The organism is Pseudomonas artemisiae (assembly GCF_057128685.1).
Genome location: NZ_JBSKHS010000002.1, coordinates 321,242 through 335,854, shown reverse-complemented (window position 1 = coordinate 335,854; position 14,613 = coordinate 321,242). Strand labels below are relative to the sequence as shown.

11 protein-coding genes, 1 tRNA gene and 1 pseudogene are annotated in these 14,613 nt (G+C 58.3%); 6 read left to right on the top strand and 7 right to left on the bottom strand.

Features of this window, described 5'->3' with window-relative positions:
* Positions 1-12 precede the first annotated feature (12 nt).
* Complete coding sequence (gene tsaD / locus ACWKV4_RS04160; RefSeq protein ID WP_483830960.1) at positions 13-1,038, bottom strand: tRNA (adenosine(37)-N6)-threonylcarbamoyltransferase complex transferase subunit TsaD; 1,026 nt, start codon at positions 1,036-1,038, stop codon at positions 13-15.
* Positions 1,039-1,239: 201 nt separating this feature from the next.
* Here tsaD and rpsU point away from each other — a divergent pair, with 201 nt between their 5' ends.
* The 4 genes from rpsU (at position 1,240) to ACWKV4_RS04140 (ending at position 5,892) form a co-directional block, all read left to right on the top strand.
* The gene (rpsU, locus tag ACWKV4_RS04155) at positions 1,240-1,455 is read left to right on the top strand and encodes a 30S ribosomal protein S21 (protein ID WP_002551877.1); all 216 of its coding nucleotides are present in this window, start codon (positions 1,240-1,242) and stop codon (positions 1,453-1,455) included.
* A 207-nt stretch (positions 1,456-1,662) separates the two neighbouring features.
* Positions 1,663-3,594 (top strand): DNA primase, encoded by a 1,932-nt coding sequence (gene dnaG / locus ACWKV4_RS04150; RefSeq protein ID WP_483830961.1) that lies wholly within the window; start codon positions 1,663-1,665, stop codon positions 3,592-3,594.
* Between the two features lie 91 nt (positions 3,595-3,685).
* The gene (gene rpoD / locus ACWKV4_RS04145) at positions 3,686-5,533 is read left to right on the top strand and encodes an RNA polymerase sigma factor RpoD (RefSeq protein ID WP_483830962.1); all 1,848 of its coding nucleotides are present in this window, start codon (positions 3,686-3,688) and stop codon (positions 5,531-5,533) included.
* Between the two features lie 282 nt (positions 5,534-5,815).
* Positions 5,816-5,892 (top strand) — tRNA-Ile (locus ACWKV4_RS04140).
* Between the two features lie 488 nt (positions 5,893-6,380).
* On the opposite strand, the gene ACWKV4_RS04135 is transcribed toward ACWKV4_RS04140, so the two are convergent.
* The 4 genes from ACWKV4_RS04135 to ACWKV4_RS04120 form a co-directional block, all read right to left on the bottom strand.
* Positions 6,381-6,671, bottom strand: coding sequence for an addiction module antidote protein (locus tag ACWKV4_RS04135; RefSeq protein ID WP_249679458.1), 291 nt, complete (start codon positions 6,669-6,671; stop codon positions 6,381-6,383).
* Complete coding sequence (locus ACWKV4_RS04130) at positions 6,668-6,967, bottom strand: type II toxin-antitoxin system RelE/ParE family toxin (RefSeq protein ID WP_483830963.1); 300 nt, start codon at positions 6,965-6,967, stop codon at positions 6,668-6,670. Before ACWKV4_RS04130 ends, ACWKV4_RS04135 begins: the two co-directional genes overlap by 4 nt.
* Before the next feature lie 162 nt (positions 6,968-7,129).
* Complete coding sequence (locus tag ACWKV4_RS04125) at positions 7,130-7,318, bottom strand: hypothetical protein (RefSeq protein ID WP_483830964.1); 189 nt, start codon at positions 7,316-7,318, stop codon at positions 7,130-7,132.
* A 306-nt stretch (positions 7,319-7,624) separates the two neighbouring features.
* The gene (locus ACWKV4_RS04120) at positions 7,625-7,960 is read right to left on the bottom strand and encodes a hypothetical protein (RefSeq protein WP_483830965.1); all 336 of its coding nucleotides are present in this window, start codon (positions 7,958-7,960) and stop codon (positions 7,625-7,627) included.
* 357 nt (positions 7,961-8,317) lie between these two features.
* Between ACWKV4_RS04120 and ACWKV4_RS04115 the strand changes: the two genes are divergently transcribed.
* Positions 8,318-9,610 carry a hypothetical protein gene (locus ACWKV4_RS04115; protein ID WP_483830966.1) on the top strand — a complete coding sequence of 431 codons (1,293 nt, stop codon included), beginning with the start codon at positions 8,318-8,320 and terminating at the stop codon, positions 9,608-9,610.
* A gap of 66 nt (positions 9,611-9,676) precedes the next feature.
* Here the strand turns inward: ACWKV4_RS04115 and ACWKV4_RS04110 are convergent, their stop codons facing one another.
* Positions 9,677-11,638 carry a putative bifunctional diguanylate cyclase/phosphodiesterase gene (locus tag ACWKV4_RS04110; RefSeq protein ID WP_483830967.1) on the bottom strand — a complete coding sequence of 654 codons (1,962 nt, stop codon included), beginning with the start codon at positions 11,636-11,638 and terminating at the stop codon, positions 9,677-9,679.
* A gap of 186 nt (positions 11,639-11,824) precedes the next feature.
* On the opposite strand from ACWKV4_RS04110, the pseudogene ACWKV4_RS04105 reads away from it, so the two are divergent.
* A pseudogene (locus ACWKV4_RS04105) lies at positions 11,825-12,991 on the top strand (Fic family protein).
* A 68-nt stretch (positions 12,992-13,059) separates the two neighbouring features.
* Here ACWKV4_RS04105 and ACWKV4_RS04100 read toward each other — a convergent pair.
* Positions 13,060-14,154 (bottom strand): alpha/beta hydrolase, encoded by a 1,095-nt coding sequence (locus ACWKV4_RS04100; protein ID WP_483830968.1) that lies wholly within the window; start codon positions 14,152-14,154, stop codon positions 13,060-13,062.
* Positions 14,155-14,613: the final 459 nt, after the last annotated feature.

Sequence of the window (14,613 nt, the reverse complement as noted above, 5' to 3'; positions counted from 1 at the left end):
GCCTAGGCAATCTTAAATTGCTGGCAGTTGCTCCATGGGCCAGCGCGCGTGAACTTCGATCCCCAGGCGGTCGTGCTGCCCCGCCAGTAACCGCTGGCAACCGGCATAGGCAATCATCGCGCCGTTGTCGGTGCAGAACCGTGGCCGCGCATAGAACACATGGCCGCCCAACGCGCCCGTCATGGCTTCCAGATTGGAGCGCAAGGCCTGGTTGGCGCTCACGCCACCGGCGATCACCAACTGCTTGAGCCCGGTTTGCTTCAGGGCGCGCTTGCACTTGATGGCCAGAGTCTCCACCACTGCCTGCTGGAAGGCCAGTGCGATGTCGCAGCGGGTTTGCTCACTGTCGTCCCCGGCGGCCTTGCACTGCTGCCAGGTATTGAGGGTGAAGGTTTTTAGGCCGCTGAAGCTGAAATCCAACCCTGGCCGATCGGTCATTGGCCGTGGGAAGGTAAAGCGCCCCGGCGTGCCGCTCAAGGCCAGGCGGGCGATCTCTGGCCCGCCCGGGTAGGGCAAGCCCATTAGCTTGGCTGTTTTATCGAAGGCCTCGCCCGCGGCATCGTCCAGGCTTTCCCCTAGCAGTTGATAGCGACCGATGCCGTCTACCCGCACTAGCTGGGTGTGGCCTCCGGAGACCAGCAAGGCCACGAATGGGAACGCAGGGGGCTGATCTTCCAGCATGGGCGCAAGCAAGTGACCTTCCATATGGTGTACGCCCAACGCCGGTATTCCCCAGGCGAACGCCATGGCTTGCGCGCAAGAGGCGCCCACCAGCAATGCCCCCACCAGGCCAGGGCCGGCAGTGTAGGCGATAGCGTCGATGTGGTGGGTTTCGCGCCCAGCCTGGCCAAGCACTTCGCGGATCAGCGGCAGCATGCGCTTGACGTGATCACGGGAAGCCAGTTCAGGCACAACACCGCCGTAGACACGGTGTAGGTCGATCTGGCTGAATAGCGCGTCGCCAAGCAAGCCTTGCTCGCTGTCATAGAGCGCGACGCCGGTTTCATCGCAGGATGTTTCCAGTCCCAGTACTAGCATGGGTATCAAAAGCCTTGCCGAGGCGGTAAAGAAGGCGCGCATGATAGTCGCGCCCTGACGTGCCGACCAGCGGTTTTCGATCAGAGGCTTTGCATTCTACGCATCCAAAGGGTAACATCCGCAACCCTTGAAAACCGACGTATTCCACCGCGCTTTAATGCAGGGGTACGTTGCCCCGGTAATGAATTAAGGTAGCTCTGGATGCCAGCCGTCAAAGTTAAAGAGAACGAACCCTTCGACGTAGCTCTGCGTCGTTTCAAGCGCTCCTGCGAAAAAGCCGGTGTACTGGCTGAAGTTCGTAGCCGCGAGTTTTACGAAAAGCCGACTTCCGAGCGCAAGCGCAAGGCTGCAGCCGCAGTTAAGCGTCACGCCAAGAAAGTTCAGCGCGAACAGCGCCGCGCCGTTCGCCTGTACTGATATAAGCGTTCGCTGCAAGCATTGTCTGGCCTGGCCCTAAAAAGCCGGGCCATTGGCAATTGTGTCGCCTGAAAATCTGGCCAGTAGCTCCCATGCCACTGGCCTTGCGTTGAGCAGCCGAAGCCCCGCGCGGCTGTGCACCGCGTAGCGTCGATAACAGGCGCGGATACACTTCACCGCATTACCCGCCTCGCCCGAGGGCTTAGCATGGCAGGGCTGATCCCCCAAGGCTTTATCGACGACCTTCTCAACCGAACCGACATCCTTGATGTGGTGAGTAGCCGCGTTCAGCTGAAAAAAGCCGGCAAGAACTTCACCGCCTGTTGCCCCTTCCACAAAGAAAAAACCCCGTCCTTCAGCGTAAGCCCCGACAAACAGTTCTATTACTGCTTCGGCTGCGGCGCGGGTGGCAATGCCTTGGGCTTCGTGATGGATCACGACAACCTGGATTTCGTCCAGGCCGTGGAAGACCTCGCCAAGGCCGCGGGCATGGAAGTGCCCCGGGAAGAGTCGCGCCGAGGTAGTAAACCTCGCCAGCCTACTGATTCGCCCTTGTACCCGCTGCTCACGGCGGCGGCTGAGTACTACCGGCAGGCATTACGGCAGCACCCGGCGCGCAAAAGCGCGGTGGAATACCTCAAAGGCCGCGGGCTGACCGGCGAAATTGCTCGGGACTTTGGTTTAGGCTTCGCGCCACCGGGCTGGGATAACCTGCTGCGCCACTTGAGCAGCGACACCTTGCAACAACGGGCCATGATCGACGCCGGGCTGCTGGTGGAAAACGCCGACACCGGCAAGCGCTACGACCGCTTCCGCGACCGGGTAATGTTCCCTATTCGCGACAGCCGTGGCCGCGTGATTGCCTTTGGCGGCCGAGTATTGGGCGACGACAAGCCCAAGTACCTGAACTCCCCGGAAACCCCGGTATTTCATAAGGGCCAAGAGCTGTATGGCCTGTATGAAGCACGCAAATTCAATCGCAACCTCGATGAAATCATCGTGGTTGAAGGCTACATGGACGTTATTGCCTTGGCGCAGCAAGGCCTGCGCAACGCAGTGGCAACCTTGGGCACTGCCACCAGTGAAGAACACATCAAGCGGCTATTTCGTATTGTGCCAAGCATCCTGTTCTGCTTCGATGGCGACCAAGCCGGCCGCAACGCCGCCTGGCGCGCATTGGAAGCGGCGCTGGGCAGCCTGCAGGATGGGCGCAAGGCGCGGTTTCTGTTTTTGCCCGAAGGCGAAGACCCGGACACGCTGATCCGCGCCGAGGGCCTGGACGCCTTCCGTGCCCGGATCGCGCAGCATGCGCAACCGCTGGCAGACTACTTCTTCGAGCAACTGGCCGCCGAAGCCGACCCGCGCTCGCTGGAAGGCAAGGCTCATATGGCAACACTGGCGGCGCCGCTGATAGACCAAGTACCGGGGGCAAACCTCAAGGCGCTGATGCGCGCGCGACTGGGCGAGATCACCGGCCTTAGCGGGGAAGCCATGAGCCAGTTGGCCCAGCAGGCCCCTAGAGAGGCCACGGCCAATAGCGGGCCAAGCGGCCATGGGAATGTCGAGCTGCCGGATGATTATGCGCCGGCGTACCTGGACGCGCCGCAGCCTGAGCCGGAACCGCAATGGAAGGGCCGCCAGGGCAATGGCAAAAAGCGCGACGGCAAGGGCTGGGACAAAAGCGGCCAACGCCGTGACTTCGAGCCCCGGGCACCGCGCACGCCCACCTCGGTGGAGCCGCCAACGCTAAGTGCCTTGCGTACGCTCCTGCATCACCCACAGTTGGCCACGAAAGTTGAAGATGCCAGCCGGTTGGCCGATGAAGATCAAGTACACGCCCAGTTACTGGTGGCGTTGCTGGAAGCGTTACAGAAAAACCCGATGCTGCGTTCATTGCAGCTCATTGCCAGATGGCACGGGACTGACCAGGGCAGGCTTTTGCGGGCCCTGGCCGAGAAAGAATGGCTGATTGAAGCCGACAACCTTGAACAACAGTTTTTCGACACCATTTCTAGACTGTCAGCCCGCCAACGTGAGCGCAGCCTGGAGCTTTTGCTTCGAAAATCCAAGCAGGGCGAGCTCAGCGCGGAGGAAAAAGACCTGCTGCGGGAGCTCTTTAGCCGAAACGCGAACGCATAAAACCCGACCTCAACTGGCGCGTGAGGTCCTAGCTCGGGTATAATCCTCGGCTTGTTTTTTGCCCGCCAAGACCTTCAGTGGATAGGGTGTTATGTCCGGAAAAGCGCAACAGCAATCTCGTATCAAAGAGTTGATCACTCGTGGCCGTGAGCAGGGTTACCTGACTTACGCCGAGGTCAACGACCACCTGCCTGAGGATATTTCAGATCCGGAGCAGGTGGAAGACATCATCCGCATGATCAACGACATGGGGATCAACGTATTCGAGACTGCTCCGGATGCGGATGCTCTCCTATTGGCTGAAGCCGACACCGACGAGGCTGCCGCTGAAGAAGCCGCCGCCGCGTTGGCTGCCGTTGAAACCGATATCGGCCGCACCACGGACCCTGTCCGCATGTACATGCGTGAAATGGGCACCGTGGAGCTGCTCACTCGCGAAGGCGAGATCGAAATCGCCAAGCGTATCGAAGAGGGCATTCGAGAAGTCATGGGCGCTATCGCTCACTTCCCGGGTACCGTCGACTATATCCTGAGTGAATACAACCGCGTGACCACCGAAGGTGGCCGCCTGTCGGACGTACTCAGCGGTTACATCGACCCTGATGACGCCATCGCCAGCCCCTCTGACACCCCCGTCCCCCTGGACCCGAAGGCTCCTGCCGCCGCCAAGGACGACGACGAGGAAGAAGAGGAAGCCAGCACTGACGACGAGGAAGAAGCAGAAAGCGGGCCGGACCCCGTGGTGGCCCAGCAGCGCTTTGGTGCCGTTGCCGATCAGCTTGAAGTGACCCGCAAGGCCCTGAAGAAAAGCGGCCGCGACAGCAAAGACGCCAAGGCGCAAATGCTGCTGCTGGCTGAGCTTTTCATGCCCATCAAGCTGGTGCCCAAGCAGTACGAAGTATTGGTCGAGCTGGTCCGTGGCGCCTTGGACCACGTTCGTGCTCAAGAGCGCGCGATCATGCAGCTGTGCGTGCGTGACGCCCGTATGCCCCGCGCCGACTTCCTGCGCCTGTTCCCCGGCAACGAAGTGGACCAGGGCTGGAGCGAGTTCCTGGCCAAGGGCAAGGCAAAATACGCCGAAGCCTTGGGTCGCGTTCAGGCCGATGTACAGCGTTGCCAGCAGAAGCTCATCGACCTGGAGGCTGAAACCGGCCTGAACGTCGCTGAGGTCAAGGACATCAACCGTCGCATGTCCATCGGCGAAGCCAAGGCCCGCCGCGCCAAGAAGGAAATGGTCGAGGCCAACCTTCGCTTGGTAATCTCCATCGCCAAGAAGTACACCAACCGTGGTTTGCAGTTCCTGGACCTGATCCAGGAAGGCAACATCGGCTTGATGAAGGCGGTGGACAAATTCGAATACCGCCGTGGGTACAAGTTTTCCACCTACGCCACTTGGTGGATTCGCCAGGCGATCACTCGCTCCATCGCCGACCAGGCGCGCACCATCCGTATTCCGGTGCACATGATCGAGACGATCAACAAGCTCAACCGTATTTCCCGGCAGATGCTTCAGGAAATGGGCCGCGAGCCGACCCCGGAAGAGTTGGGCGAGCGCATGGAAATGCCTGAGGACAAGATCCGCAAGGTACTGAAGATCGCTAAAGAGCCGATCTCCATGGAAACGCCCATCGGCGACGATGAAGACTCCCACTTGGGCGACTTCATCGAGGACTCCACCATGCAGTCTCCGATCGACGTGGCCACGGTGGAAAGCCTCAAGGAAGCGACTCGCGAAGTACTTTCCGGTCTTACCGCCCGCGAAGCCAAGGTGCTGCGCATGCGCTTCGGTATCGACATGAACACTGACCACACCCTTGAGGAAGTGGGCAAACAGTTCGACGTTACCCGTGAGCGTATCCGTCAGATCGAAGCCAAGGCCCTGCGCAAGTTACGCCACCCCACCCGCAGCGAACACCTGCGCTCGTTCCTCGACGAGTAAGCACACCGCCGTACAAGAAGCCCTGGCCAAACCCAGGGCTTTTTTCATTCCCCACCCCTGCCTACTGTAGGGTGTAGGAGCGAGCAAAGCTCGCGAACAAGCCAAGGCACAACCATCTATCCCGTAAAATCCCTTACCCGCTCCGCCAAATGCCTCTCCCCAGCCTGCTTCCAATCTCGCAAACAGGCCCTTCCCTCGCCCAGGGAACTCATACCTATCAACTCAATGGTTCTTTCAGATAGCACCCAACCAAAACCCTCGTTATAATCGCCCTCCTCTAAAGGGCCTATAGCTCAGTTGGTTAGAGCAGAGGACTCATAATCCTTTGGTCCACGGTTCGAGTCCGTGTGGGCCCACCAACTTCAAAGCCGCGCATTGCGCGGCTTTTTGCGTTTCTGGGTGGTCCACCACACTTTCCCGCCACAGGTACATGAGCAGAAGAATGAAGCCCACTTCCCCAGTAAAATCGCACTTCATTGACGAGCAGAACGATGTCAGCGTTTCCTTGCCCGCATTCGTGACACGCACGACTCTTCAATCAATTTTGCAGGTACATGGGGTAAAGACTTTGACCGAGCTTGGGGCGCGTAAACCTACTCCAGGAGCGGGCGAACCTGCGTCTTTTGAGACTCATAAGCCCGAGTAGCGACTATCTGAATTCAAAACCATCAAGCTGGAGACATTAGAGAATACGTACAAAAATCGTACGTTAATCATGCAACCTGGCAGGTTGAGGACAGAGAAGTTGCTGGCGAAGCATCAGAAGCGCCGGGATTGGCCCTATCCTGACGTTACGCAGGGTGCGGGCCTGGCACTTATATAGGGTTTACTTCAACTGGGCCTGTTCCTACTGCGCATGCGGGCGGGCGGTCAAATCAACCCCCAGCGCTCGCATCACTACCAGCATGGTTTTCAGTGTAGGGTTCCCGTGCTCGCTGAACGACTTGTAAAGTTGCTCTCTGGCCAACCCTGTTTCCTTGGCCAGCTCTGTCATCCCCTTGGCGCGGGCAACCACTCCCATAGCCTTAGCGATGTAGGCGGCGTCTCCAGTGTCCAGGGCGTCCGCGATGAACACCGCTATCGCCTCCGGGCCGTCCAGCGCTTGCGCGGGGTCGTAATCATAAATTGGCTCGGTCATTGTGGGCTCCACTCATTTGCCAGGCGTTTCGCCGTTTCTATGTCCCTTGCCTGACTGCTCTTGTCTCCACCACATAGCAAGATGACGATTTCCGTCCCGCGCTGTTGGAAGTACACCCGATAGCCAGGGCCATAGTGAATCCTCAACTCGCTCACTCCCTGACCGACTGGTGACACGTCGCCGGGTAGACCATTCGCCAAGCGGAAGATGCGGGCGGCAATTGCGGCCTTTGCCCGCTGATCCTTCAGCTTGCTTTCCCAGGTCATGAAAGTAGCGGTTTGTTTGATTTCGATCATCAGCAGATTGTATTTTATAAATCACATAAAATCAATTAGACGCAGGCTTAACGTACGATTTCCCAAATTCTGCGGGCTTCCCAAGCTCAGCGATAGGCTGCCAAACCGGGTATAGACTCATCATGCAATAGGGATTTGTTTGCTGAGCGATCGAAATGCTGGTTATCGAACGGCAACCGGAGGAGAGTGGCGGCCATCCTCGCCGACGCACTGGACGCTATCAACCACTTCGGCTGTTTTTGCTTTGCGCAAAACGCCAGAGCCATCGTTTTCTTCAATGGCTTGCAACACGGCATCGCTCATCAGTTTGAGGGCGCATTCACGGCCGGAGTCAATTAGTGATTGACGCATCTCTGATACCCCCTTGGGACAAGAACCGTCACAGGCCATGAGCTAACGATACAGCTCGTCGAAAGGCAGCGTAGCGCGGGCGCTCTCAAGAAACCTATGCTCGTGTTCGAACTTTTCACACACGTAATCACCCACCACTTGCGAGGTAAGGGCCAAGACGGTATCTACGAGGTACGCCTATTCACCGTCGTGAATCACAGACTTTGCAAGCTCCCAAACATCAACATCAGGCACACTCAAACCGTAGCATTAAGACTCGCCTAACCAGGGTGTCGATAAACACCGCCAAGCCCAAACTGCCCCCACTCACACCCCTTTATAAGCCCCCTGAAAAGCCGCCGCATGCCGTCCCGCCGCCTCATGAGCAACAGCCGTCATAGCCGTACCCCTCAGCCGCTCTACCTGGCTCTCCAGCTCAACGATCCGCTTTTCCTGCTGCTTGAGCTTTTTTTGGTCTAGATCGTGGTTGAACACTAGCTGCGCTATCCGGCGTCGGGCTTGGCCCAGTTCACGAGAGGCTTCGTCCAACTCATGGGTGAGCAACCGGTTATGGTGCTTCCAGGTTTCCAGCAGAGACGGTACGCCTAGGGCGAACGGTTCTTGGGCATCATTGGCTTGGGCTGTACGTGACTGTGCGTCCATGGGTGGCTTTCCGCTTATAGTGTATGGATATACAGTATAACCATAACACGCGCCGTTGGGATGGCCTTTAGGTGCCCGCGTCGGACGGACGGATGGCAGGCAGGGAGGTGCTAGAAATCGCATATTTCAATCGCTGCGGAACCACATAGCCCTCTTTGCCACACATCTTGAAACATAAAGCTTATCGAGATGATGACTATGCGTGTTTCTGGTGAGAACGCACCACAACTCCCGTTAACCTTGCCAGACGCACGGTCATCTGGGCCTTCACAGGGCTTCACTACGCAAGCAAACACTCTGGATACACGTGGTGGCGTGATTCAGTTCGGCAATGCTACCCCGCACAACGGTGCGCCTATGGGGGTCAATGACGGCAACTCGTCGTCAAGCCTGACCGCCCTCACAGCGGTATTGGGTAAATTGATCACAGCACTGAAAGGCGCAAGCGCGAGTGCTGAGAACTCAGAGCAAAAGCCCCTCGCCCGCTCTGAAAAGGCGAGTACCCCCGAGGCGCAGCGTACCGGCGGAAAACCTGCGGCTACTGAAGCGCCAGCCGCTCCAACGGGCCCGACGGCTGACCAGCAGAAGGCAATTGAAGGTGACTCTACAGATATCCCATCGCCCGACGAAAAAGCACCGCCTGGCTTTGACGTTAAAAAGATTAACGAATTGAATGGTGGCATCCTTGGTAAGTTGGGTAACAACCAAGACGTGAAAAAGGACGATAAAAGCGTGGGGCACTTGCGCGATGTTCTTGCCAAGGATCCGAACGTTCATGGCGATATCGACAATGATCCTGACGCAGCGTGGCGGGCGTATCGAGTGCTGACCGCGGTAAAAAATGAAAAGAACCCAGACGGCTCAGACAAGCCCGCGGACTTCCGCCATAACGGGAGTATCGGCGGCTTTACTCGGGGCAGTTGGGGGGATGCGGCGGGTGGCTCAGAAGCCGGTAGCTTGCAGGATTACCTTGTAAAAGGCCGCACGCCGGCCAAGCGCGAAGACCAGCGGGACCCTCATTGTGGCGAGAACGGCGGCGGCACCAATGGCTTGCAAACCTTCGCTAACAACGTGAAGTACGGCTTTGAAGACTTCGGCAACATGATCGTCGATACCGCTAAGAAAATCGGTAATGCCTTCTCTAACTTAGGCCATGACATCGCTAATGGTTTTAATCACTTCGGCCAAATGGTCAAGCACGGTTTCGAAGGTATTGGCGATGCCATTCGAGGTGACGAGGCAGGCAAAGAAAAAGAGTGGGCCGAAGCACGCGATAACGGTTCAAAGTTGGGGGATGATATTAAAGATGGCTTCCAGCAGTTGGGGACCATCGCTGAGGAATTGGGACCGCTGTTGTTGAATGCGATTCCGGGCGTGGGTACTGAACTGTCCGTGGCGGTGATGGCTGCCAAATTCGGTGCGGAAATGGCCTTGAAGGCGGGTTTGAAAGCCGGCACCAAGGAGTTTACAGAGATGGCTCTCAAGGAAGGGACCAAGGAACTGGCTAAGGGCACCGCGCAAGCGGCAGGTAAATCAGAGGCCCAGGCAGCGGCTTCGCAGGTTTACGAAAACATTACCGGGGAAAAACCCAGTGAGACCGCCAAGGGCGCGGCTAGCACTATACGGGAGGAGGTCAAATCCGTTGCTTAACGGCGGTACGGTCCCCGCACAGCTAAGCGCAGGTGTGCGCTGCGCTTAAGCTATTGCCTTACCCCGTTACCCTGTTCGCGTCTGCGCCACGCTGGTAATCATCGGCTGTGGCTTACCCAGCAAATACCCTTGGGCATGGTCGAAGCCCAGTTCGCGAAGCAACGCCAAATCCTCAACCGTTTCCACCCCTTCGGCCAATACTTCCAGGTTAAAGGCACGGCCCAGCGCCAGGAGCGCGCTAAGCACTTGGCGGCGCTGGGCAGGGTCTTCGATGCGCAAGGCCTGGCGGTCGATCTTCAATACGCGGAAGGGCAATTGCAGCAGGTAGGCCAGGTTGGCGTGGCCGGTGCCGAAGTCATCCAGTGCCAGGTGCACCCCTAGACGGCTTAGCCGGGCAACGCTTTCCTGCACTTGGGCGTCGATGTGCAAACGCGCGCCTTCGGTCAACTCCAATAGCAAGCGTTCACCGGGTAAGCCTGTGCGCGCCAGTATGCCGGCTATGCGCCCAGGCAGTTCGGCATCGGCCAGTTGCAAGGGCGAAAGATTAACCGACAGGCTCAGGTGCGCAGGCCACTCGCGGGCCTTAAGGCAGGCCTGCTCAAGCACCCAGTCACCCAATACACCCATCAGGCCGCTGCGTTCAGCCAAGTCGATAAATACATCGGGCGAGATCACGCCCAACCGAGGGTGTTGCCAGCGCAGCAAGCATTCGTAGCCGGTCAAGCCATGGGGCATCAACTGGTACAGTGGCTGGAAGTGCAGTTCGAATTGGTCTTCAGCCAGGGCTGCGCGCAAGTCCGCCGGCGTAGGCAAGGTTTCGTTGGCAGCGGCAAGGGGGCAATCAGCCGCCTCCAAGCGGTCACGCCCGCCACGCTTGGCTCGGTACAGCGCGCGGTCGGCTTGTTCGAGCAAGGCTTCGCCATGGGCTAGGTCGGCCATGGTGGTATGGGCCAACCCAATGCTCACGGTAAGCACGCCTAGGCTATCTTGGCGGCCCAGGTGTGCGATCTTCAGCGTGCGCACGCTTTCCAGTAAGCCAGCGGCCAGCTGCCTGGCAGTGCCTGGGTCCACATCGGTCAGCAGCACTACGAACTCCTCGCCGCCGAAGCGCGCAATAACGTCCTGAGGGCGCAATGCATGCTTGAGGGTTGCCGCTACGCTGCGCAAACAGTCGTCGCCCAGCAAATGGCCATAATGGTCGTTGAAGCGCTTGAAGTGGTCCACGTCGATAAGCAGTACCGCGCCCTCGGCCTCCCCCCGCAAGTGGCGCGCCCATAGCTGCTCCATATGCGGCTGCATTTGCCGGCGGTTGGCCAGGCCGGTAAGGGCATCGGTTTCCGAAAGGCGTTGCAGGTCTTGGTTGGCGTTTCTGAGCAGCACGCCCCGTAGCTCTTCGCGCAGCCTATACAGGTAGCTGCGGCGCCCTTCGATAGTGGCCCAGTAGTTACCGAGCAAGGAGAAAAACGCGGAGGACCCGGCGGTGGTGAACATCAGCCCTCCGAGGATCCAGGATACGGGCGCCTGATAAATAGCCAGGCCCGTGAGCACCAACGCAAAAACGTTAAACCTCAGCGCTACATGAAAAGGGCTTTTCATGCACGCGTTGACGTAGATGGTCATCAGTGGCCAGCAGAAAATAAACAGCGTTTGATCCACCTCACTGAGGTGGAGGCCGTTGATGATGATGTTGTACACCACCAACAGCCCGACATAAGAAGGCAGTAGAGCGGCATGTTCACGCCAACGCTCAGACAGCCGGCGTAGCAACAACGCGACACCCAAGGTGCACGGCAGCGAAACGCCCAACATCTGCGCCGCGGCCCAGAGGAAATCCTCAGGTTGCAACAGTAGCTTCCAGATCAGGAAACTGTTGAAGCTGACCGACCCCAACACCAGGCACAAAATGACGTGGCGGCAACGGCTTGCGTGGTTGTCACGCTGATAGCGTTGCTCCAAGGCCTTACTAAAAGGCGCTATCTGGTTAGGTTTGGTGAGTTCATGCTCGATTTGCAGAATAAGACTATGCATTACATGCCCTGAACGGTGCCGACGGAACGCAGCGCCTCAGCTAACGCGCCAATAGTGGCAGTATGACACTGCATTGGAAAATTGGTGCGCAGGGTTGGCCATAATTGGCCGAACGGTAGGCTGCCCATTGCTCATCGGCTGGCCTTTGGCTTTCATGAGGGCAATGATGAGCCGATTAGCCGATCTATTCGGCTCACACTTCGAGGCTCAAGGTATGCACATTCCCATTGGATCTGGCAACACCCAGACTGGCCGCAATTTACATGGGGCACAGGCACGCTAGCGCCTGCTCTGCGTGCCTGCTTGCAGGCTCAAGGTCGGCTACTCGGTATGGCCGGCGCGGTAGAAGGGGCAACCGACGCGCAGCAGCAACTCAACGCGCTCTTACAAAATATCCTTACCTCCTCAGCCATCGAAGGAGAGCCACTAGACGCACGCTCTGTGCGCTCTTCACTGGCACGACGGTTAGGTGTTCCTGACAACGGGGCGCCTAGCGCGCGCAGCGAAGGGTTGGCAGAACTATTGCTCGATGTCACCGGCAACTACGATCGCCCGCTTACAGTAAAGCGGTTGTTTAAGTGGCATCGCTGGCTATTCCCAACAGAGCCCACGCTGCTAGGTACTTCTTTGAAGGTAGGCGAGTTGCGCGGCAGTGACCCTATGCAGGTAGTGTCCGGGCGGCTAGACCCGCCTAAGGTCCATTTTGAGGCGCCGCCCCGGAAGGGCTTGGAAGACGCATTGCAACGTTTCATGGAATGGTTCAACCATAGCCGCACCGAATCTACCCTAGACCCATTGCTACGAGCAGGTATCGCTCACTTCTGGTTTGTGACGCTACACCCTTTCGACGATGGTAACGGGCGATTGACCCGCGCCTTGACTGATCTTGCTCTTGCCCAGTCAGACAACCAAGGCATTCGCCTGTTTGCGCTCTCTGCCAGCATTTTGGAAGACCGCGCAGGTTATTACCAAATACTTGAATCTAGCCAAAAAAGCGGCCTGGATATCACCCCTTGGCTGACCTGGTTCCTGCACACGCTATTGCGTAGCCAGAACGCTGCCCTTGAACGCATCCACAGGGTAGTCGCCAAAGCACGCTTCTGGCAGCTGCATCGCACGGACGAACTAATGGCGGAGCAAACCAAAGTACTAAACCGGCTGCTCGATGGAGGGGAACGAGGATTCGAATCAGGCATCAGCGCGGCTCAATACTAAGCGGTAGCCAAGGTGTCCAAAGCCACGGCAACTCGGCACCTAACCGACCTTCTGGACAAAGGTTGCATCACACGCTTGGCGGGAGGCGGGCGCAGCACACGGTATGTGATCAATGCCGTTGAGCCAGCCTGCCCCTAAGCAAAAGGCCATACCCCTGGGAGTACGGCCTTTCGTCTACCTAACAGCGCAAGGCCGTTGTAGGTATATCAGAAGCTGGATTTGAGGCGCTCGCCACCGTAGGCCTGGGCTTCCTGAGCCTTCTGCACCACTGCCGCGGTACCGAAGAATTCATGGGTCACACCGTCGTAAAGCTTACGCTCCACCGGCACACCTTGGGCGCGCAGGGCTTGCTCAAGCTGGGCACCGTCGTCACGCAGGGGGTCGATCTCGGCGTTGATCAGGGTAACGGGTGGCAAGCCGCGCAGGTTGGCGTGTACCAAGTCCAGGCGCGGGTCTTTCAAATCAGCCGCGCCTTTGGTCACGTTAGCCACGAACCACAGCATCATCGGGCGATTCAGCGGCTTGGCGTCGGCGTACTTCAGGTACGACGGGGTATCGGTGTTGGTTTGGGCAACCGGGTATACCGCCAACACATGCTTAGGCACGCTCAAGCCTTTGTCGCGGGCTGCGATGGCAGTAGCGACCGCCAGGTTGCCACCGGCACTTTCACCCGCCAAGGCCAGGCGCTTGGGGTCACCACCCAGGCTAGCGGCGTTGCTGCCCAGCCACTTCCAGGCTGCCACGGCATCCTCATGGGCAGCCGGGAACTTGGCTTCCGGGGCGCGGCGGTAGTCGACCGACACCACAATGGCGTTGGCCTGTTTGGCCAGGCCGCGTGCGCCGCCGTCGTACACGGTGCGGTCAGCGATTACCCAGCCGCCACCGTGGAAGTACAACACCACCGGGAACGGGCCAGTGCCCGCTGGGGTATACACAGTTGCAGGGAGGTTACCCGCCGCGCCAGTGACCGTGATGTCCTTGCTGGAAACGCCCGGTACGAGTGCGGTTGGGCTGGCGTCTTTACCTTGGTCGGCCAGTACACGCTTGACGGCATCCGCCACGGTGGGCTGCTTGCGCGCCTCATCCGGAGTCGTTTTCTCAATGGCCTTGGGGTCGAACGCCGCCTGGGCGTTTAGTACTTTCTGCATATCGCTGTCAGTGCGGAACAGGCTTTTAGTAGAGCTGACCGCCAGCTCAGAGAGCGTGGGCTTTTCAGGGTCACGGGCGCAACCGGTCAGTGTGGCGACACCTGCGGCCACGGCGACTACCAAGGCGCATTGGAGCAAACGGGATGAACGCATAAGCAAGTTCCTCAAACTAGGACACGGCCGGGCGGGAGTGCCAACCGGTACGAGCATGCAAGGCAGCCCGCGTATCTATTTGAAGAAGCAGACGAAGCGGCGTTCAGGGCACATTGCCACTTCGCGGATCAACGGTAGGTACTTCGTCCTGGCTTCGAGGAAACGCACCCTTCAGATGACCGTGGCAGGTAGAAACAGTGTCACCCTCTGCAGCCTTTAGAAGGGTGATGTCAGCAGTGGGCAACGTTTGCGAAGCGGGTAATGCTTACCTGTAGAAACAAACTTTCTTATTTACTCGAAGACATACAGGTGTCGTTAGCCCAGGCACCTATAAACTTCGTTGTGATAGGTATACCCACTGATACGCTTGAATACTGACGCGCGCTAAGCGTTGATAGACAAACTTGCATGGCTTCATATGTACAAATATTTCAGAGAAGATAACCAGTGACTGCCGCC

Excerpts from the sequence above, each read along its gene's own strand:
- tsaD (WP_483830960.1), bottom strand. The coding sequence starts at position 1,038 with ATGCTAGTACTGGGACTGGAAACATCCTGCGATGAAACCGGCGTCGCG.
- rpsU (WP_002551877.1), top strand. The coding sequence starts at position 1,240 with ATGCCAGCCGTCAAAGTTAAAGAGAACGAACCCTTCGACGTAGCTCTG.
- dnaG (WP_483830961.1), top strand. The coding sequence starts at position 1,663 with ATGGCAGGGCTGATCCCCCAAGGCTTTATCGACGACCTTCTCAACCGA.
- rpoD (WP_483830962.1), top strand. The coding sequence starts at position 3,686 with ATGTCCGGAAAAGCGCAACAGCAATCTCGTATCAAAGAGTTGATCACT.
- ACWKV4_RS04135 (WP_249679458.1), bottom strand. The coding sequence starts at position 6,671 with ATGACCGAGCCAATTTATGATTACGACCCCGCGCAAGCGCTGGACGGC.
- ACWKV4_RS04130 (WP_483830963.1), bottom strand. The coding sequence starts at position 6,967 with ATGATCGAAATCAAACAAACCGCTACTTTCATGACCTGGGAAAGCAAG.
- ACWKV4_RS04125 (WP_483830964.1), bottom strand. The coding sequence starts at position 7,318 with ATGCGTCAATCACTAATTGACTCCGGCCGTGAATGCGCCCTCAAACTG.
- ACWKV4_RS04120 (WP_483830965.1), bottom strand. The coding sequence starts at position 7,960 with ATGGACGCACAGTCACGTACAGCCCAAGCCAATGATGCCCAAGAACCG.
- ACWKV4_RS04115 (WP_483830966.1), top strand. The coding sequence starts at position 8,318 with ATGGGGGTCAATGACGGCAACTCGTCGTCAAGCCTGACCGCCCTCACA.
- ACWKV4_RS04110 (WP_483830967.1), bottom strand. The coding sequence starts at position 11,638 with ATGCATAGTCTTATTCTGCAAATCGAGCATGAACTCACCAAACCTAAC.
- ACWKV4_RS04100 (WP_483830968.1), bottom strand. The coding sequence starts at position 14,154 with ATGCGTTCATCCCGTTTGCTCCAATGCGCCTTGGTAGTCGCCGTGGCC.